The organism is Rhodococcus sp. OK302, assembly GCF_002245895.1.
Lineage (GTDB): Bacteria > Actinomycetota > Actinomycetes > Mycobacteriales > Mycobacteriaceae > Rhodococcus_F.
The window spans coordinates 2,991,153-3,011,674 of sequence record NZ_NPJZ01000001.1 but is presented as its reverse complement, the minus strand read 5'-3'; the positions used below and the strand labels follow the sequence as shown (position 1 = coordinate 3,011,674).

Annotated in this window: 14 protein-coding genes; 4 read left to right on the top strand and 10 right to left on the bottom strand. The window is 63.5% G+C overall.

The features are described from left to right. Positions 1-2 precede the first annotated feature (2 nt). Positions 3-404, top strand: a complete 402-nt coding sequence (locus BDB13_RS13815) for a DoxX family protein (RefSeq protein ID WP_094272148.1) — start codon at positions 3-5, stop codon at positions 402-404. Here BDB13_RS13815 and BDB13_RS13810 read toward each other — a convergent pair. Further along, positions 401-3,781, bottom strand: coding sequence for an ATP-dependent helicase (locus BDB13_RS13810; protein WP_094272147.1), 3,381 nt, complete (start codon positions 3,779-3,781; stop codon positions 401-403). The two genes, BDB13_RS13815 and BDB13_RS13810, sit on opposite strands and share 4 nt — an antisense overlap. Next, positions 3,782-7,123 carry an ATP-dependent helicase gene (locus tag BDB13_RS13805; protein WP_094272146.1) on the bottom strand — a complete coding sequence of 1,114 codons (3,342 nt, stop codon included), beginning with the start codon at positions 7,121-7,123 and terminating at the stop codon, positions 3,782-3,784. It abuts the gene before it with no gap. 55 nt (positions 7,124-7,178) lie between these two features. Here BDB13_RS13805 and BDB13_RS13800 point away from each other — a divergent pair, with 55 nt between their 5' ends. The 3 genes from BDB13_RS13800 to BDB13_RS13790 are packed head-to-tail and all read left to right on the top strand — an operon-like array spanning position 7,179 to position 10,023. After that, complete coding sequence (locus BDB13_RS13800) at positions 7,179-7,964, top strand: alpha/beta fold hydrolase (protein ID WP_094274899.1); 786 nt, start codon at positions 7,179-7,181, stop codon at positions 7,962-7,964. 11 nt (positions 7,965-7,975) lie between these two features. Then, positions 7,976-8,275: an MGMT family protein gene (locus tag BDB13_RS13795; protein ID WP_094272145.1), complete on the top strand. Its 300-nt coding sequence runs from the start codon at positions 7,976-7,978 to the stop codon at positions 8,273-8,275. 14 nt (positions 8,276-8,289) lie between these two features. Next, positions 8,290-10,023, top strand: coding sequence for an NTP transferase domain-containing protein (locus BDB13_RS13790; RefSeq protein WP_254922814.1), 1,734 nt, complete (start codon positions 8,290-8,292; stop codon positions 10,021-10,023). A 13-nt stretch (positions 10,024-10,036) separates the two neighbouring features. Here BDB13_RS13790 and BDB13_RS13785 read toward each other — a convergent pair whose 3' ends face one another. From BDB13_RS13785 to BDB13_RS13750, 8 genes are all read right to left on the bottom strand, one after another. Then, positions 10,037-10,669, bottom strand: a complete 633-nt coding sequence (locus tag BDB13_RS13785; RefSeq protein ID WP_094272143.1) for a maleylpyruvate isomerase family mycothiol-dependent enzyme — start codon at positions 10,667-10,669, stop codon at positions 10,037-10,039. After that, the gene (locus tag BDB13_RS13780) at positions 10,629-11,405 is read right to left on the bottom strand and encodes a sirohydrochlorin chelatase (protein WP_254922813.1); all 777 of its coding nucleotides are present in this window, start codon (positions 11,403-11,405) and stop codon (positions 10,629-10,631) included. The genes BDB13_RS13785 and BDB13_RS13780 overlap by 41 nt, the downstream gene beginning before the upstream one ends. Continuing rightward, on the bottom strand, positions 11,371-12,510 hold the full coding sequence (locus tag BDB13_RS13775; protein ID WP_094272141.1) for a uroporphyrinogen-III synthase: 1,140 nt from the start codon (positions 12,508-12,510) through the stop codon (positions 11,371-11,373). Before BDB13_RS13775 ends, BDB13_RS13780 begins: the two co-directional genes overlap by 35 nt. After that, on the bottom strand, positions 12,507-12,902 hold the full coding sequence (gene nirD, locus BDB13_RS13770) for a nitrite reductase small subunit NirD (RefSeq protein WP_094272140.1): 396 nt from the start codon (positions 12,900-12,902) through the stop codon (positions 12,507-12,509). The genes BDB13_RS13775 and nirD overlap by 4 nt, the downstream gene beginning before the upstream one ends. Before the next feature lie 65 nt (positions 12,903-12,967). Beyond that, complete coding sequence (nirB, locus tag BDB13_RS13765; protein WP_094272139.1) at positions 12,968-15,469, bottom strand: nitrite reductase large subunit NirB; 2,502 nt, start codon at positions 15,467-15,469, stop codon at positions 12,968-12,970. Then, positions 15,466-16,932 carry an FAD-dependent oxidoreductase gene (locus tag BDB13_RS13760; RefSeq protein ID WP_094272138.1) on the bottom strand — a complete coding sequence of 489 codons (1,467 nt, stop codon included), beginning with the start codon at positions 16,930-16,932 and terminating at the stop codon, positions 15,466-15,468. Before BDB13_RS13760 ends, nirB begins: the two co-directional genes overlap by 4 nt. After that, positions 16,929-19,067 (bottom strand): molybdopterin oxidoreductase family protein, encoded by a 2,139-nt coding sequence (locus BDB13_RS13755; RefSeq protein WP_094272137.1) that lies wholly within the window; start codon positions 19,065-19,067, stop codon positions 16,929-16,931. Before BDB13_RS13755 ends, BDB13_RS13760 begins: the two co-directional genes overlap by 4 nt. Next, the gene (locus BDB13_RS13750; RefSeq protein WP_094274898.1) at positions 19,064-20,464 is read right to left on the bottom strand and encodes an MFS transporter; all 1,401 of its coding nucleotides are present in this window, start codon (positions 20,462-20,464) and stop codon (positions 19,064-19,066) included. Before BDB13_RS13750 ends, BDB13_RS13755 begins: the two co-directional genes overlap by 4 nt. Positions 20,465-20,522: the final 58 nt, after the last annotated feature.

The following is a 20,522-nucleotide window of genomic DNA, read 5'->3' as shown; positions in this document are numbered from 1 at the left end:
AAATGTCATCCTCGAGTTCGACATCCTCAGTCAGCCAAGCTGCTGCACTTCGACTCTCCGCACTTCTCCTCGGTGCAGGAACAATGCATTTTGTTTCCCCCTCGTTCTTCGACAGCACCGTTCCCCGGCAACTGCCCGGGCAGGCGCGCACGTACACCCAGGTATCGGGCGTCGCGGAACTCGCGATCGGTGCGGCCCTGGCAATTCCGAAGACCCGCAAACTGGGAGCTGGTCTGGCCGCCGCACTTTTTGTGGCCGTATTTCCCGCCAATGTTCAAATGGCCGTCGACTGGAACCGGAGTAACAAGACCTCGACAATGCAGAAACTTGGCTCGATCGCGCGCTTACCGCTTCAGATCCCGCTGGTGACCGAAGCACTGAAAGCGCGCCGCAACGCCGGCTAGTCATCTCCCCCGGCTTCATCGCGGGCACCGGCTGTGCGGATGAGGTGCGCGAGCGCTTCGCCGTCCGGCAGGTTCTCGGGCGCAATGGTGCGTCCGGAGCGCACGTAGTGGAACGCCGCGCGCACCTTGTGCAGCGGGAAGACTTCCTTCCGTCCGGAGGCCCGGGCGCGTGCCGACATCAGTTCTCCCCACGCCACCCGATATGCGGCCAACTGCATGACCACGGCATCTTCGTTCGCGGCCGAGGGTTCTGCACCCGTCTTCCAGTCGATGACTGTCCAGCCGCCGTCTGCGTCTGCAAACACCGCGTCGATTCGGCCGCGCAAAACTGTTCCGGCGATGGATGTTTCGAAAGGAACTTCCACCTCGACGGGACTGCGATTTGCCCACGGAGAGCGCAAGAACGCGTCTTGCAGCTTGACCAGATCTGTCTCCGGTCCGGCACCGGTGTCGGCGGCACCGGGCAACTCATCCAGGTCGAGCAGTCTGGTCGCACCGAAACGTCGTTCAATCCAGGCGTGGAACGCTGTACCGCGCCGCGCCAGCGGGTTGGGTGGATACGGCAACGGTCGACGCAACCGCGCCGCAAGCTCATCCGGGTCGGCCTTGAGATCGACCAACTGGGTTACCGAAAGCTGGGCGGGGAGAATGACTTCGGCTCGCGCATTCGCTCGCGCCTCACGCTCTGCCAGAAGGACCTCGACGTCGGCCGCCCAGTTCTCGGGGTCGTACTCAGGCTCACTGTCGGGGTCGGTCTCAGTCTCCGCGGGCGCCTTGAGAGCCGCCAACACTGCCGCAGCACCGGCCTCCACCGCGCCGCGCCGGGAACCGAGTGGATCCGGTGGCCATTGCGCGGTTCGCGGCGTCGAAGCCAACGGATTCTCGGTGTCGGGCTCGGGATCTTCGGCCCACGTCTCCACAACACCGATGTCCGGGTTGTCGGTAACCATCTGGTGCAGTTCCGCCAAAAAGTCCGACGGCCCCTTGGGGTCGGATCCGGACTCGGCCCAGTGATGGGCCGAAATAAACAGTGCTCGTTCAGTTCTGGTCAATGCGACATAGAACAGTCGGCGATCCTCGTCGAGTCTGCGATCCCCGAGCGCCTGCTTGTGCGCACCGATCGCATTCTGGAGGTCCTTTCGGTTGTAGACATTCTCGAGATCGAGCACCGGCACGCCGTCAGCCGAATCGGCGTCGACGGCGCGGTCACCGCGCAATGACGGCGGCAATTCGGCGAGCGCGCCGAGCCAGGATCCGGAAGCCGTGGACGACGGGAATACTCCGTCACTGACGTGCGGGACGGCAACCACTTCCCATTCCAGGCCTTTGGCCGAGTGCACCGTCAGAATCTGCACACGATCCGGCGCGACCTCCACTTCGCCTGGTGTGAGCCCCTTTTCGATCTGTTCGGCGGCGGCAAAGAAGGACAACATTCCGGTGAGATTGGCCGTCGTCCGAGTGGCGTAGTTCGCGACTACGTCGGCAAATGCGTCGAGGTGCTCGCGGCCCGCGGTGCCCAGCACTCCCAGTCTGGTCCGAGCGCCGGCTTCGATTCCGATGCCCAGTACCCGCTCGACTTCTGCCACCAACTCGGTCAGTGGTTGCCCGATGCGCTCACGCAACGACGCCAACTCTCCGGCTACTGCGTTGATCCGTGCGTACCCGAGTGCCGAATAGTTTTCTGCAGCACCCGGATCCGAGATCGCGTCCACCAGTCCGGCTTGTTCGGCCTGCTCACCGGGAAGCGAATCCTGCACTGCCTCTGCCAGTGCAGCCGAATCCGTGACGGCACCCGCGGTGCCGTAGCCGGCCGAGATCGCAAGTTCCTGGGACCGCTTCGACAGTGCCGCTACATCTTTAGCGCCAATCTGCCAGCGAGCTCCGGTGAGCAACCGTACCGCGGCACTGCCGGCCAAAGGATCTGCGACTACCCGAAGCATGGCGATCACATCGGCAACTTCGGGGGTGTGCAGGAGTCCACCGAGTCCGACAACCTCCACCGGCAACCCGGCGGCGCGCAACGCTTCGGCCAGCGGCGCCGCGTCGGCGTTTCGGCGAATCAGAACCGCGGCCGTCGGCGGTGGCCTGTTATCTGCGCGCGCAGCCTCGTACTGCTGCGCAATTTTCTGCGCCACCCACAGTCGTTCCTGCTCCACGTCATCGAGCAATGCGAGTCGAACATCGCCGGCGACCGCCCCCGGCCTCGCGCGCAGTGTGCTCACGGCAACCCCACGTCGACGCAGCGGCGCGGACGAGCGATTGGCAAGCTCGAGTGCCTCGGGTGGATTTCGCCAACTCGTCAACAGTTCGAGAGTCGGGGCGGGGCTTCCGTTTGCGAGCGGGAAATCTGTGGCAAAGCGGGGCAGATTTGCCGCCGATGCACCGCGCCAACCGTAAATGGACTGCATGGGGTCGCCGACGGCTGTCAACGCCAACCCGGCGTCGGTTCCACCGCCGAACAGTGAGGACAGCAGTACTCGCTGAGCGTGTCCGGTGTCCTGATACTCGTCGAGCAGCACCACCCGGAAGCGTCCCCGCTCGGCTTCTCCGACCTCGCGGTGCTCGGACGCGACACGCGCTGACAACGACATCTGACTGCCGAAATCGAGTGCTCCCTCCCAGCGCAGTGTCTCGGACAACCGAGCAACGAGCGGCAGGAGTTCGATCCGCTTGTGCTGCACTTCCAGATATCCGAGTAGTTCCTGGCTGGGGCCACCGCGTTGTTTCGGCCCGGCCGGCAACGTGTGGATCAGCTTGTCGAGGTCTGCGTGCGCTCCGCGCAGTTGGTCCGGATCGACCAGATGTTCGGCAAGCTGACCGGCAAGTGCCAGAACGGTTTCCGTGATCGATCCCGGATTCTTGTCGGTATCGAGATCGCCGTCCCAACCACTGACGACGCGATGCGCAACCTGCCACAATTCGGTTTCGGACAGGAGCGTCGCGGAGGGTTCGATGGGCAGTAGGAGCCCGTGTTCGGATAACAACCGCCCGGCGTACGCGTGATAGGTGCTGACTTCAGGCTCACCAGCGAGGATGCGCGCGCGCACTCCCCCCGCTGGGTCGAGCGCCCGCAGAACATCCGATCCGGCAAGCCGCGCCAACCGCTTGCGAATACGGGCGGTGAGCTGCTGCGCCGCTTTTCGGGTGAACGTCAAACCCAGCACGGCTTCGGGATCGACAAAACCGTTGGCGACCAGCCAGACAACGCGAGCCGCCATCGTTTCGGTCTTGCCGGCACCCGCACCGGCAACGACGAGCGTAGGTCCGAGCGGCGCGGCAATGACCGCGGACTGCTCGGGCGTCGGTGGGTGCTGCCCCAGGGCAACCGCAAGATCGACGGGATTGATCTTGGGTCGACGCGGCTTCTGCGCTGCCATTTAGGAACTCACCTGTCGTCCTTCGTCGTGCGCCGGGCAACTGGAGCGGACCGGGCAGTGCCGGCATCCGTCATTGACCCGGGCCAGATACTGCGGCCCCTGCGTTGCGGCGGCGGCGTTGTGGATGACGTCACGCCACATCTCGACAGCTTCAGCGGTGAGCGGGGGTTGGACACGCTGCGACGCACCGTCCTTCTTATTGGACTTGGCAACGAACACCAGTCGAGCACCGCCCGGTTGCGCGGCGGGTTCGCCGTCGATCGCACCTTCGGCCGCTGCCACCTGATACGCCGCCAACTGCGCGTGCGACTGCGCGGCCTCGTTGGTGACGGGATTTCGTGCGGTCTTGACGTCGACGATCACCGGGCGCCCCTCGGTGTCCCGTTCGAGGCGATCTATCCGGCCACGCAGTTTGACGGCCGGTTGACCTTCTTCACGAGGTTCGAGGATTCCCTCGACCGCTACCTCCACCCCCACTTCGGTGAGCTCACCGCGCGTTGCGTTCATCCACGCGGTGAACGTGGACAACATTTCGCGGGTTCGATTGAGTTCGCGGCGGGAATACCACTGCGAACCGAGATCGATGGATTCCCAAGCATTTTCGAGGGCCTTCTCCACCTGGTCGGGCGGAATACGACCGGCGAGCGCCTGGACCAAAGTGTGCACCAGAGTGCCCGCAATGGCATGCGTGTTGTCCCCGTCGGAGCCGCCGTGACGCTCGAATACCCAGCGGAGCGGGCATGTTTCGAGTAGTTCGATGGTGGACGGCGAGAGTGCGACCGGGCCGTCCTCGGGCTGCCACAACGGTGCCACCGTGCTGGGCGGCGCCGTTCCGTACCACTGATCGGGGTGTGCGCCGCGTACTCCGGCCGCGGCGAGGCGCGCCAATTGACGCGCTGCGCGGGCATGCTTCTCGGGATCTCCGTCAGCGAGGTCCAGGTCGCACACCACACTGCGCAGTTGCGCCACCAGTGCCGGCAAGGACAACACCCGGGTATCGCCGGGTTCGGGCGCCACCACGGCAACCTCACCGAGACTGTCGTCGAACTGATCACCGCGCAGCAGTTCGTCGACAAAGCGTGACGGCACCAGATCGGTATCCCCCGAAGCGGATTCGACAGCCGTGACCAGTAGCCGACGACGAGCGCGGCTGCAGGCCACAAGAAACAGTCGACGCTCTTCGGCCAGCAGCGGTGCGGTTCTCGACAACCGTTCTTCGGCCGAGTCGCTGCCGTCGGAGACTCCGTTTATCAGGTCGATCAACGCCTCAGTCCGCAGGAGCGACCCGCGCGCCCGCAGGCTCGGCCAGAGACCTTCCTGAACACCCGCTACCGCGACCACAGCCCATTCACGTCCCGCCGCCGCATGGGCGCTGACCACGGTGACTGCGTCGGGAGCAATCACCGAACGACTTCGTGAATCCGTCGGGATCTCCTGGCTGGTGAGATAGTCGACAAACCCCGCCAGTTGCGAACGCGGTAGTCGATCCACGTAATTGGCCGCTGCATCGAAGAGTGCAACGACGGCGTCGAGGTCACGATCAGCTTGCGATCCGATCGGGCCACCGCGCGCCGACGCTGCTGCCCACCGGCGTTCGAGCCCTGTGGCCTGCCACGCCGCCCACAGGATTTCCTCGACGCCGAGATTGCGTTCGAGGGGCACGCGGGCTTTGCGGAGCACGGACATCACTCGTTTGAGTGCAGCCGATTCGACATCGGTGAGCTTTGCAGTCAACCGCTTGGACTGCGCGCGGTCCTCGTCGATAAGGATGAGCCGCAACAGTTCGGCAGAATCGCGATCGTTTCCGGCTGCCAGTTCGACGCGGCGCAGTCCTCGACGCAAACGTCGCAGGGTAACAGGCTCGGCCCCGCCGATGGGTCCGGACATGAGCGCCAAGGCGTCGTCTCCGGTGAAGCCGTCCCGGCCCAGGGCCCGCAGCAACAAGAGGAGTCCGGATACGCCATGCTGACGGGCCAGCGGCAGTTCGGTGGCTGCTGTCGTGACGGGCACACCGGCCGCGAGCAGCGCGCGTCGAAGCGGCGCCAAAGTGCGTGGTACCGAACGCACGATGACGGCCATGTCGGACCACGGGATTCCGTCGAGGAGATGCGCCCGCCGAAGGGTATCCGCGACGACTGCCGCTTCCTTTGCCGTGGTTCCCAGAACCCGGACGGAAGCGTGCGCCGGGTTTTCGTCGGACAGATCGGCCGGCACTGCAATTCTGTGGGCGAGGTTGCCGGGTAGCCGGGCTGCGATTTTTGCGACGATCGACGCGACGTCCGCGTTGTTTCGATATGTCGTCGGCAGAATGATCGCGCGCTCGCCTCCGCGATCAGCCAGATCGAGCAGGAACCGCGAATCTGCTCCTCGGAAACCGAACACCGATTGGTCGGGGTCGCCGGCGATCACCGTGGTGCCGGTACCCGTTCCGATCAGCCGAACCAGTTGCGCTGCTTGCGGATCCAGATGCTGCGCGTCGTCGACCAGAAGATGACGGATACGAGCACGCTCGGACCGCAGTAGCTCCGGATCGGTGGCGAAAGCCGTGAGCGCCGCGCCGATCAGCTCGGCCGCATCCAACGCCGGTGCCGTCGCCTCCGGCGCTTCGACGCCCACGGAACCGCGAAGCAGGACACCCTGCTCGTAGGCCTCGGCAAATTGTCCCGCCGCCACCCACTCCGGCCGGTGCCGCTTCTTGCCCAGTTTGATGAGATCTTCCGGACCAAGGCCACGTTCGTTGGCACGCAGCATCAAATCGCGCAGTTCGACTGCAAACCCGTTCATGCCGAGCGCAGGACGCAACCGCTCGGGCCAGTACTGCGCTCCGTCCTCGATATCGCCGCGCAGCATCTCGCGCAGCACCGAATCCTGCTCGGCTCCCGTGATCAGGCGCGGCGGAGCATTGCCGTGCGCGGCAGCCTGCAGGCGCAGCACTGCAAAGGCGTAGGAGTGGACAGTGCGCACCAGAGGTTCTCGGGTGGCCTGCGGACCCCGTTCCTGCTCGAACCCGAACAACCCAGCGGTGATCTGCTCCCGCACTGCCGTCGCGGCCCGACGCGACTGTGTGAGGACCAACACCGACTCGGGATCCTCTCCGCCGGAGATCTTCGCGACGGCCAGATCTACGAGCAGTGAAGACTTGCCGGTGCCCGGTCCACCCTGGACCTGCCACGGATTCCACGAAGTGCCACCGAAGGCCTGCATGAACGGGTCGTCGGCAGGTTCGACGAACAATCGCGCCGTGTCTTTGTCCCAGGTGCGCGGCGGTAGCGTCGGCGCCGCTCGATGCACCAACCGCGCCCGCGGGATGGTGGATTTGCTGCGCACCGACGTCTCACTCACTCAGGCATTCCATCAGAAGGCACCGACAAGTCATGCATCGTCGGCGTCGGGCAAGATTGATCGTGTGACTGCTCTCCATACCTATCTCTACGGCCCGTCCGGTGCGCCGGAGATCCTCGCGTTGCACGGCCTCACCGGCCATGGCCGACGCTGGCAGTCGATGGCCGAGAATCAACTTCCCGATGCCCGCTGGATCGCGCCGGATCTGCGTGGTCACGGCCGTTCCACCTGGGCGCCGCCGTGGAACATCGAAGCTCACGTGGCCGACCTCGTCGACACTCTCAACGAACACGCAGCGGGTCCGGTTCTGGTAGTTGCGCACTCGTTCGGCAGCGCCCTTGCGTTGCATCTGGCAGCGACAGCACCCGATCGGGTCCGTGGACTCGTACTGCTCGATCCAGCGATCGGCCTCGACCCCGATTTTATGGGTCGCATCGCCGAACTCACCATCGGATCACCCGATTACACCGACGCCGCGGAGGCCCGATCGGAGAAGATCCATGGCTCGTGGGGTGAGGTTCCCACCGAGGTATTGGACGAGGAGTTCATCGAGCATCTCGTCCACCTCGACAACGGCCGCGTCAACTGGCGACTGTCGACACCGGCCGTCGTCACTGCCTGGGGAGAACTCGCCCGCCCGTTGGTGCTACCGCCGAGTTCGATGCCGACGGTCATAGTCCAGGCCATGAAGGTGCAACCGCCCTACGTCACCGCCGAATTCCGCAGCGCCATGACCGATCGTCTCGGCCCCAATTTGACCGACGTCGCTTTCGACTGCGATCACATGGTCCCGCACGTGCGCGCCGACGAAGTGGCCGCGTTGATCCGCAAGTTGCTCTGAGGACTTCCGTCATGGCTGCCACTACCGACGAACAGATCGAGGAAGTTCGCAGACTCATCGCCTCGATACCGGCCGGACGCGTCGCCACGTACGGCGACATTGCCGACGCCGCCGGTCTGTCCAGCCCGCGGACGGTCGGGTGGATCATGCGGACCGACTCGTCCGACCTCCCGTGGCATCGGGTCCTGGGAGCATCGGGAAAACCCGCCGCACACTTGGCCCACCGACAAATCGCGAAGCTGGAACTCGAAGGCGTACCGATCAAAGACGGCCGAATCGACATGTCACGGGCGCGGCACAACTTCCGATGAGGCAGCATAGGTACATGCCTTCAACGTGTGCGATCGTTCTGGCCGGCGGCCGGGCGAGCAGGATGGGCGGTGTCGACAAACCCGGACTGGTGGTTCACGGTCGCAGACTTCTCGACATAGCTCTCGCTGCCACAGCACATCTCGACATGACCGTCGTGGTCGGACCCCATCGCGACGACCTCGACGCCTCGATCGTGCAAACCCAGGAGTCGCCGATCGGCAGCGGACCGGTCGCGGCTATCTGGGCCGGCATCACTGCCGCGGACATACCCGAAGACGCTGTTGTTCTGGTTCTGGCCGCCGATCTTCCGCATCTCCGCCGTGACACCGTCGATGCCCTGATTGCCGCAACGTCGCCATTGACCTCGGTGACCTGCGCGGTGGACGAGAACAATCGAACCCAATTCTTGTTGTCCGCCTGGGTGTTTTCCGAATTGCGTCAGCGAATCTCCACTCTCCGCGACGGTGCCGGACTGGACAATCAACCGATGAAAAGACTTGTTGCCGACGGTTTTTCGACGCTTCCGGTAGCCGGTACCGCAGATTGCGACACTCCCGAAGATCTCGAGCGTGCGCGCATGTTGCCTCGCTTGACCATCGCTGAGGCTCGCGCCGCGATCCTGGACTCCTTGACGCCACTGCTCCCCCGCCAAGCAAATCTGGCCGCCAGCCTCGGTGCAACTCTCGCCGAACCGCTTGTCGCCCAGAGCGATTTGCCGCGTTCTGCAGTCTCGGCGATGGACGGATACGCCGTCGCCGGTGAGGGCCCCTGGCGAATCCTCGAAGAAGTTCACATTGCCGGCGCGGAGGGCTCCCCCGAACTTGCCGACGGTGAAGCAATCCGCATCGCAACAGGGGCACACCTTCCCGTCGGCGCAAGCGCGGTCATTCGCGACGAACATGTTGTCTCCGAGAACAATCCACCGCTACTGACGCGTCTTCCCACTGCGCCGCTGCGCAACGACGCTCGTCCCCGCGGCGAGGATTGGAGCGTCGGATTCACCATCGCTCCCACCGGCACCTCGGTGACTCCGGCACTCGTCTCGGCAGCTACCAGCGGCGAAGTGTCCGAAGCACTGGTTCGCGGCCCGGTGCGAGTGTCTGTCGTAACTACCGGTGACGAGATCCGCAGATCTGGTCCGCTCCGCGAAGGCCAGACGCGCGATTCCATCGGCGCAATCATGCCGGAACTCTTGTCTCGGTGCGGGGTGCAGTGCCTCTCCGACACCCATTTACGCGACACCGCAGACGGTTTCGAAACAATTCTGACTGCAGAAGACAACGCCGATCTCATCGTGCTCGTGGGGGCGACCGGCGGCGGCGCTGCCGACGAAATGCGCTCCGCTCTGGATCGTCTGGGTGCTCGGATCGTGGTGGGCCGAGTCGCCTCGCGCCCCGGCGGTTCCCAGGTGACGGCCGTCCTCCCCAACGGAAAGGTGGTGCTCGGCCTCCCCGGTAATCCCTATGCCGCGGTAACCACTCTGTTGACAACGCTCCCCACTATCGTGAGTGCACTGACCGGGCGGACACCACTGCCACCACTGCTGGGAATCATCGCGAATGCGTCGGAGGTGAGTTCCGATGCTGTACGAATACTTCCGGTAACCCAATCCGCCGACGGCCGTTGGTTTGCCGACCCGTCGGTGCGCACCGCGCATCTAGCAGCACTGATCGGTAAGCGAGCGTTTGCGCTGGTGCCCGCGTCGTCGACCGACAATGCACTGGCCGAACTTGTACTTCTGGGCTGATGACGCTCCAGAGTCAATACGGCCAGGCCGGCAGTTTCGGCAGCCCGGGCCGTGGCGGTCGCCCGATCAACCACGCGAGGGTCTCGGCATCCGAGAGCGAGGGCACCGCCACGTTGGGTGCCGCCGCCTCGAGGGCTCCCAATTGCCGGGCCAACGTAAACTCGACGTACTCCGCCGGCCAGTCATGACAGGTGTATCCGACGTCGAGATCGGTCAGATGGATTTCGATCTCGTTCCAGCGCAGAATCGGTAGATCGTAAGCCGTCACAGGCTTGCGCCAATTGACGGGCGTGTCCAATCGATCTGCCGGCACTTTGGCCAGCGCCTCGACCAGCCTCGCGCCGGAGAATCGGTAGTCGGCGGCCAACAGTGATGCCGGGCGATCAGCACCCTCTTCGATAGCAGCGTTCCGCGCCGGCGGTCCACCCGGATACATCTCTGCGGGCTCACCACTGTGCACGCCGACGACAAATCTGTTGAGCGCGTCCGCATTCCGCGACAGATGGGTAACCACGTGCCCCCGGCTCCAGCCGGGAAGTGCAGAAGGCTCCCGTGCCCGCGAATCGGTCAGTTCGCCGATGAGAACCTGCGCCTTTGCGTCGGACTCACGAACCGCTGCGACCAGGTCTGCATACGTCTCCGTCATATCCGCGATCGTAGCGCGAAGTGTTCTGCAATGCCGGTTCTCGCGCCGCGACGTACCGGCTCACAACAAGGTCCACCACTCCGGAGTCCACTCCGAGCGGCCGGGTGACGCCGTCGGCGCCAGCAGCGGACAATCGCTCGTGAAAGAGCCCGTGCGCCAGCAGATACGACGCGATGAACACTCGCCGAGCGCCTCGAACCCGTGCCGCTGCAACAACATCGGCAACTTTCGGCACACCGGTCGCGATGTACCCGATATCTACCCGCGATCCTGCCGCCTCGGCCAGCATCAGCGAGGCTCGCTCGACATCACGTAGTGCACGCGAATCGGAAGAGCCTGCGGCAGCAAGGACTATCGCGTCACCGCGCTGCCATCCGGCTTCGTACAACCGGCGCAACATAACGCGCGCAAGCGCCGGATCCGGCCCCAGCGCGGGTGTCACCGTTACCGATCGGTGTCCGCTGGCATCGACTTCGCGTCGAACATCGGTGTGGACGTGGTAACCCGATGCCAGGAACGCCGGCACCAGGATGGCATGCCCCGCAATGTCGCGCAGCACCTCTGCCGGTGAGGGCCCGAGAACATCCACGAAAGCCACTCGGGTGAGACCGACCTGTGCGGTCACTGCATCGGCAAGCGCGGCAACCATATCCACTCCCCGTGCACTACGCGTGCCGTGAGCAACCAGTACCAGGACGTCGTTACTGCACGCCGTAATGCGCTGGATCGAGTGCAAGTCGATAACCTCGTTTCACAACAGTTTGAACAGCTTTGGGAGCGCCGAGACAGACGCGAAGGCGAGCGACCGCAGTTTCGACGGCGTGGGTGTCTCCACGACTGCGTGGAAGAGCCGCCAGAAGATCGTCACGTGAGACCACATGACCGGGCTTGGCACTGAGGGAACGCATCAGTGACATCGCGGCCGGAGACAGTGCGCGAATCTCACCGTCGACAACAACACAATTTCCACGAACACTGAGTTCGTGCTCACCGGCTTGAATTCGGTTGGCGCGCTGTGGAAGTTCGTCCACGATATGCCGCGCGAGGGCGCCCAGTCGAGCTCGCACCGGCGCCGTGGTCGGAACGTTCAGTGCATCCAACGGCGCCGACGTCACCGGCCCCACACACATGGCACTCACCCGTCCGCGCAATGCCTCGAGGACCTCTCCCCGTCGGCCGGTGTCGTCTGCCCGCATCAGCAACGACGCGACCGCCGGTGCACTGGTAAAGGTCACCGCGTCGATCCCGCCGACCACAATTGCGTCGATCATCCGGTCCAGGAGGGTTGAATCCTCCGGCGGTTCCCAGCGATAGACCGGTACCGCGATGACATCCGCCCCGGCGTCCCGCAGCGCCTGACAGAAATCGGGAACGGGCTCCCACTCGGTGGTAGCGCCGTGAAGTTGAACCGCCACAGTCTTTCCCGAGACACTTTCAGCCAGAAGATGTTCGAGGACCTCAGCCGAAGACTCGGACGCCGGAGACCATTCTTCACGCAGATCGGCAGCACGTATTGCGCCGGTCGCTTTCGGACCTCGAGCCAGCAGACGTGCCGAACGCAGTGCCGCGCTGAGATTTTCGGCCTCACCCCAGCCGTCAGCAGCCTCGAGCCAGCCCCGAAATCCAATTCCGGTGGTAGCAACAACGATCTCGGGCGGATTTGAGATGATCTGCTGCGTCACCCGTTCCAGCTCCCGATCATCCGCGAGCGGAATGATTCGAATAGCCGGCGCAAACATCACGTCTGCGCCGCGCCGGGTGAGCAGGGACGCAAACTCCTCGGCGCGACGCGAAGCCGTGATTCCGACGGTGAATCCCGCCAGTGGCAAGTCGTCACTCACGAGAGAGTTTCAGGAATGCGACCAGTGCTGTGCACTTGCACTACGCCGGCCCAGACACGAATCTCGTAGACCGGCAACGACACCGAATCGTCGTCCAACGACCGCCCGTCGATCAGTGAAAAGGCTTGCTTGAGTAAGGGTGACACCACAATTGGCTCACCGTCGCGGTCACCGACCAGTCCGCGCGACATCACTGCGGCCCGGCCGTACGGATCGAAGTTGCTCACGGCGCGCAAGGTGCCGTCTTCGAGTCGGAACAGTGCCACCTGCTCACCACCGCGAAGCAACACTGCAACTCCACGCCCCGGAATCAGGTGACTCAGCGGGCACGCCGACGTCCATTCGAGTCGCTCTGAATCCAGCTTGGCGATCTGCGCATCGATGACACTCATCAAACCCCTCCTTGTGTTCTGATTTCTTTCTACGGGTTCCGTGTTTCCCGCGGGTTACGCAGTTATTACCGGCGCGTGGGGATACTCGGCATGCCCATCAGCACGGGAACCTTGCGAACTCCGGTCTCGTCGAACACAACCGTCGGGTCTGCTTCATCGGGTGCATTGACAAACGAAACGAACCGCGACAGCTTCTCCGGATCACCCAACACACCGGCCCATTCGTCGTGATAACCCTCGACGTGCTTGGCCATCAGAGCCTCGAGTTCCTCGCCGATCCCGAGACTGTCCTCGCAGACAACCGCCTTGAGATGGTCGAGGCCGCCGTCGAGTGACTCGACCCAGGGCGCAGTGCGCTGCAGGCGGTCCGCCGTGCGGATATAGAACATGAGGTAACGGTCGATGTACTTGACCAGAGTGACGTCGTCGAGGCCACCAGCGAGAAGCTGAGCGTGCTTGGGTGACTGTCCGCCGTTGCCACCCACATAGAGGTTCCACCCGTTCTCCGTCGCGATGATGCCGACGTCCTTGCCCCTCGCTTCGGCGCATTCCCGAGCACAACCGGATACCCCGAACTTGATCTTGTGCGGCGAACGGAGGCCGCGATAACGGTTCTCCAGATCAACGGCCATTCCCACGGAGTCTTGTACTCCGTATCGGCACCAGCTCGAACCGACACAACTCTTGACGGTGCGCAGCGACTTTCCGTAAGCCTGACCGGATTCCATCCCGGCATCGACCAGCCGCTTCCAGATTGCCGGCAACTGCTCGACGCGGGCACCGAACAGATCGATACGCTGACCGCCGGTCACCTTGGTGTACAAGCCGAAATCGCGTGCCACCTCACCGATCACGATGAGCTGTTCCGCAGTGACCTCGCCGCCGGGCATGCGCGGCACCACCGAATAGGTACCGTTCTTCTGAATGTTGGCCAGGAAGTGATCATTGGTGTCCTGCAACGACGCCTGCTGGCGGTGCAGGATGTGATCAGAATCCGTGGATGCCAGAATCGACGCGACGACGGGCTTGCAGATGTCGCAACCGGCACCCTTGCCGTACTTGGCGATCAGGGCCGAGAACGTCCGTGTCTGCGTCGACTGAACGATCTGGAACAGCTCGGCCCGCGACTGCCCGAAGTGCTCGCACAGTGCCTTCGACATCACGACGCCGGAATCTGCCAGCAATTGCTTCACTGTCGGAAGGCAACCGCCACAGGTTGTTCCCGCCGTTGTGCATGCCTTCACCGACGCAATGTCGCACGCGCCGTCGGCAATTGCACTACAGATCGCGCCCTTGGTCACGCCGTTGCACGAGCACACCTCGGCATCGTCCGGCAATGAACCCGCACCGAGCTTTTCTCCGGCCGGCGAGATCAACGTTGCCGGATCACCGGGTAGCTCACGACCGACCAACGGGCGCAACGACGCATATGCCGACGCGTCACCCACCAGGATTCCACCGAGCAGAATCTTCGCGTCGTCCGAAACCACCAGCTTGGCATAGGTACCCTTGGCTGCGTCGCTGAGAACAACTTCGAGAGCGCCGGGTGACGTTGCCATCGCGTCACCGAAACTGGCGACGTCGACGCCCATGAGCTTGAGCTTGGTGGACATGTCGGCGCCGGGGAAATCTGCTGCGCCGCCGAGCAACCGGTCTGCCACAATCTCGGCCGTCGTGTACCCGGGAGCGACCAGCCCGTAGCAACGGCCCTCCACAGCAGCGCATTCACCGACCGCGAAGATATGGTCGTCGGACGTCTTGCAGCCCAGATCGGTCAGGATGCCGCCGCGCTCACCGACGCCGATGCCGGCGTCTCGGGCCAGCTGATCACGAGGGCGCACGCCGGCCGAGAACACGAGCAACGACGCATCGATCGTAGTTCCGTCGGACAGTTCGACCACGATTCCGTTGTCGGCCTGCGTAATTCCTGCGGTTCCGACTCCCGTGTGCACATTCAGCCCGAGTCGCGTAACGAGCCGAGCGAGCAATGCGCCGCCTCCCTCGTCCACCTGCATCGGCATCAGCCGAGGATTGTGTTCGACGACGTGCGCCGTCATTCCCATCAGCGAGAGTGCATGTGCCGCTTCGAGACCGAGAAGACCGCCACCGACCACCACGCCCACGGCGCCCTGGCCGGCTCGCTCGGATGCTGCGCGAATACCGTCGAGGTCGTCGAGAGTGCGGTAGACAAAACAACCCTCGCCGTCATGCCCCGGAACTGGTGGGACAAACGGGTAGGAGCCCGTAGCCATGACGAGGGCGTCGTACGCGAGCACGTTGCCGGCTGACGTCGTGACTGTGCGCGCATCCTTGTCGATCGACACGGCACCCTCACCGACACGAAGATCGACCAGAGCATCCCCCTCGTAATCGTTTCCGGCCAAAGCCAATTCCTTGGGATCCCACACTCCGACGTACGACGACAAACCGACGCGGTCGTAGGCTGCATACTTCTCGTCGCAGAGGACGGTCACCGACCAACTGTCGGCGTCGTCGCGCGAACGCAGAGCCTCGACAAAGCGGTGTCCGACCATACCGTGTCCGATGACAATGACGGATTTACTCATGCCGCACCTTCTTCCTGTGTTTCGCGAGAGTTGTCGGGGCTAACTGGGTCTGCGGCGCTCAGCCATTCGCAGATTCCCGCGACGGACGAACTGCAACCGCCACAGCCGGTGGTTGCCCGGGTCGCCGAGGCCAGCGCTGCTTCGGATCGAGCACCGGCCTTCCAGGCTCTGGTCAGATCCGTTTTGGTGACCGAGTTGCATCGGCAGATCACAGCCGAGCCCGGCATACCCGACGGACTGGCCAGTTCAATCGGGCCAGTGGCTCCGCGCCCGGTGAGGAGCGCGATCCGGTCCGGAGGGACGGGAAGTTGAGCGTCGAAAAGCTGTGTAAGAGTGCCTACTACATCGGGGACACCGAGCAGCAACGCTCCGACGATGCGCTCACCTTTGACCACGATCTTGGCGTAGCTCCCCCGGCTTGCATCCGCGAGCGTGGTGACTTCGACGTCGAGACTGTGCATCGTTGCACTGACGTCGCCCATCGAGGCGAGGTCGATATCGTGCGCCTTCAACCGGGTCAATGTCGGAGTACCGCTGTAGCTTGCCTTCGGATCGGCGCCGGTCAGCAGATCAGCCACTACTGCAGCCTGCTCCCAGCCGGGCTGAACCAGGCCGTACACCTCGCCGCGATGTTCGGCACACTCACCGATCGCGCGAATTCCGTCGACATCAGTGCGGAGTTCGTCGTCGACCAACACTCCGTAACCTACTGCCGCACCGGCCTGTTGCGCCAATTCGACGCACGGCCGAATTCCCGCCGACAACACCAGAAGATCTGCGCGAAGCTGACTTCCGTCGTCCAGAACCACGCTGTCACCGGAGAACTCCGAGACCCGCCGACCGAGTACCACCTCGATACCCACGCCTTCGAGGGTCCGGGTGAGTACTGCGCCGCCGTCAGAATCCATCTGGCGTTCCATCGGGAAGTCCTTGGGATGCACCACAGTTACGTCAACTCCGCGCATCCGAAGCCCGCGGGCGGCTTCGATTCCCAACAGCCCGGCGCCAAGTACCACTGCCCGACTTCCCGGCGTCGCGGCTTCGGTGATGCGAGCACAGTCGTCCAGGGTTCGGAAAGTTGCAACCCGGGAAGCACATTCGGCAAGACCGAGCACGGGAGGAATGAAGGGACTACTGCCGGTGGCCAAAATCAGCTCGTCGTAGCCGATTGCGGCGCCGTCGCTGCAGGTCACCGTCCGTAGGTCGGGATCGATTGCGGTAACCGCAGTACCGGCGCGAACGTCGATGCGTGCGCGCGCCCACCATTCATCGGTCTTCAACCGCGTATCCCGGGCAGTGATACTGCCCGCCAGGACATTCGAGAGGAGAATGCGGTTGTAGGGAGCGTGATCTTCTGCACCGATCAAGACGATGTCGAGAGCCTCGGCATCCATGCGACGACGCAACTCCTCCGCCACCCGCGACCCCGCCATGCCGTTGCCGACGATCACTACGCGCTTCATGGTTCACCGACCGGTTCGAGACGAACAGCGCATACCTTGAACTCTGGCATCCGACTCGTGGGATCGAGCGCGGGGTTGGTCAGCAGATTTGCACGCGAATCACCGGCGAAATGAAATGGCAAGAACACGGTGTCCAGGCGCATGCTGTCGATGCACCGAACTGTTGCTTCCATCCGTCCACGCCGACTGACCACGCCGGCCTGATCTCCGTCCGAAAGTCCCACCCGCCGAGCGGTATCCGGATGGATCTCGACGAACATGTCTCCCGCAGCCTTGACGAGTTCCGGGATCCGACGGGTCTGAGCACCCGACTGATAGTGCGCCAGAACTCGTCCCGTTGTGGCGACCAGCGGATATTCCGCATCCACTGTTTCGGCCGGTCCACGGTGTTCAACCGCGATGAACTGGGCCCGACCATCCTGTGTCGCAAAGGAATCCAGGAACAAGCGCGGAGTACCCGGATGATCCTCGCTCGGGCACGGCCAGTGCAGTGCTTCACCGGCGTCGAGGCGGCTGTAGCTGATTCCGGAGTAATCGGCGATGCCACCGGCCGACGCGCGGCGCAGTTCCTCGAAGACTACCGCCGGTGAGGTCGGGAACCGCTCCGTCGGCTGACCCAACCGCCGTGCGATCTCGGACCAGACGTGCAATTCACTGCGCGGCCCCTCAGGAGCGTCCACCGCGCGGCGCCGTCGCAACACGCGACCTTCGAGACTGGTGGTGGTTCCCTCCTCCTCGGCCCACTGCAACACGGGCAGAACAACATCAGCCATTGCTGCTGTCTCCGACAGAATGAAGTCCGAGACCACCAGCATGTCCAGGGCCTTCAACCGATCTACGACGTGCCCTGCTCGGGGCGCCGATACCGCCAGGTTCGCTCCGTGAACAAAAAGAACTTCGGGACCGCCCGGTTGGCCCAAGGAATCGAGCAGTTCGTAGGCGCTGCGACCCGGCCCCGGAAGATCATCGGCTTCGATTCCCCACACCTTCGCAATGTGTTCGCGGGCAGCAGGATCGGCGATCTTGCGGTAGCCGGGCAGTTGGTCTGCCTTTTGCCCGTGCTCACGGCCGCCCTGCCCGTTGCCCTGCCCCGTGATGCAGCCGTAGCCACTGCCGCGTCGGCCCGGTAGCCCGAGCGTCAAAGCCAGCCCGATGACGGCGGACACGGTGTCCGTGCCGCTGGCGTGCTGTTCGGTGCCGCGGGCCGTGAGGATGTACGAACCGGAATCGGATTGTTTTGCTTTCCACAGCAATTCGACGGCGCGCCGCATCTGACTCACCGGCACACCGGTAACCCGCTCGGTGCGCTCCGGCCACCACTGCGCAGCAGCAAGCCACGCGTCGTCGAACCCGGTTGTACGAGCATCGATGTACTGGCGGTCGACGCGGCCGTCGATCACCGCCAGATGCATCAGACCTAATGCGAGAGCCAAATCTGTTCCGGGACTGAGTTGCAGGTGCAAGCCTCCCCCACTCAAGGCTCGCTCCACGGTTGCCGTTCGGCGAGGATCTGCGACGATCAATCCTCCGGCAGCAATTGCCGAATTCAGATGCCCGACCAGAGGCGGCATGGTCTCGGCGACGTTGGCACCGAGAAGAAGTATCGCTTTTGCCGAGGTCAGATCACTCACCGGAAACGGCAATCCCCGGTCCAAGCCGAAACTCTTGATCCCGGCCGCCGCGGCCGAGGACATACAGAACCGGCCGTTGTAATCGATATTCGCGGTCTTCACTGCGACTCGGGCGAATTTGCCGAGCATGTAAGCCTTTTCGTTGGTCAGACCACCACCTCCGAAGATTCCGATCGCATCAAGACCACTACGTACCTGCGCTGCCTGGACGCCCGATACAACTCGATCGAACGCCTCCTCCCAACTGGCAGGGCGAAGTTCCCCGTCCGTGCGAATCAAGGGACTGGTCAGTCGATCCGGAGTCCGCAGCAATTCCACACTGGTCCAGCCCTTTTGGCACAACCCCCCACGATTGGTCGGGAAGGAGCGCCCGTCGACCGTAGTCGATCGAGCCGGAACGGACGCCGAATCATCACGCGTGAGCGTCATCGCACACTGAAGTCCGCAGTACGGGCAGTGTGTCGACGTCGCGACGAGTAGATCTCCGGAGATGGTGGTACTCATGCTGTGACCGAAACTTTCTGCTCGTCCACGTCGGTGGTCAGGCTGGACGGCTTGCGCAGGAATACGAACCAGGTCACGGCGATGCACGCAATGTAGAAGGCCAGGAATACCCAGAACGCCATAGTCGCGGACTTCGCGGGACTGCTGTACGACGCGCGGAGCACCAGGTTGATTCCGACGCCGCCCAAACCGCCTACGGCACCGGCAAATCCGATGAGAGCGCCGGAAATGCTGCGCGACCACATTGCTTTCTCAGCGCGATCCATGTCATCGAAGCTCTGAGCTTTTGCCTCGAAGATTGCCGGGATCATCTTGTAGACGGAACCGTTGCCGAGGCCGGAGAGCAGGAACAATGCGATGAATCCGAGTACAAACGTGACCATGATTCCAGCGCTGGCGACGCCGGCAGTGTTGTCGTCCATCGTTCCGGCCGTCACCAGGACCGATGCCGCGAAAGCCATGCCGACAAACGTCCACATCGTGATCTTGCCGCCACCGATACCGTCGGCCAGTTTGCCACCGATCGGACGGGCAATGGATCCGAGAAGCGGCCCGATGAAGGCGATCTGCGCGGCGTGCAGCGCTGCCTGCGCCGGGGTAGCTCCGCCGGCGAGGAAGTTGATCTGCAACACCTGACCGAACGCGAAGCTGAAACCGATGAAGGAACCGAACGTGCCGATGTACAGGAAGCTGATGACCCAGGATTCGGAGAACTTCAGCGCCTTGCCCATCGAGCGCAGATCGGATTTCTGATTGCCCAGGTTGTCCATGAACAGTGCGGCGCCGACTGCAGCGGCCGCGATGAACACGAGGTAGACGGCGCACACGATCCACGGCGCGCGGTTGCCGACGGTGGCGATCACCAGCAGGCCGATCAGCTGGATCATCGGAACACCGATGTTGCCGCCGCCCGCATTGAGGCCCAGCGCCCAACCCTTGAGTCGCTGCGGATAGAACGCGTTGATGTTGGTCATCGACGACGCGAAGTTGCCGCCGCCGATGCCCGCCGTAGCCGCCACCAACATGAAGGTGGTGTACGACGCACCCGGATTCATCATCAAGTAGAGCGTGAGAAGTGTTGGTACGAAAAGGAACAACGCGCTCATGACGGTCCAGTTGCGCCCGCCGAAACGTGCGGTGGCAACGGTGTACGGAATGCGGAGGATCGAACCCACCAAGGTGGGAACTGCGACCAGGAAGAATTTTCCGGCCGCGTCGATGCCGTAGATCTCGGTCGGCATGAACAACACCATTACGGACCAGATGGACCAGATCGAGAAGCCGACGTGTTCGGCGACGACCGACCAGATCAGGTTCCGCTTCGCGATGTCCTTGCCACCGGATTCCCAGGCTTCGACGTCCTCGGCATCCCAATGCTCGATGTAATGACTCACCAGGGCCTCCTGAATATGTGGGAGACCCAAAGGTAGAAAACTGTTATTGCGCCGGTGCTGC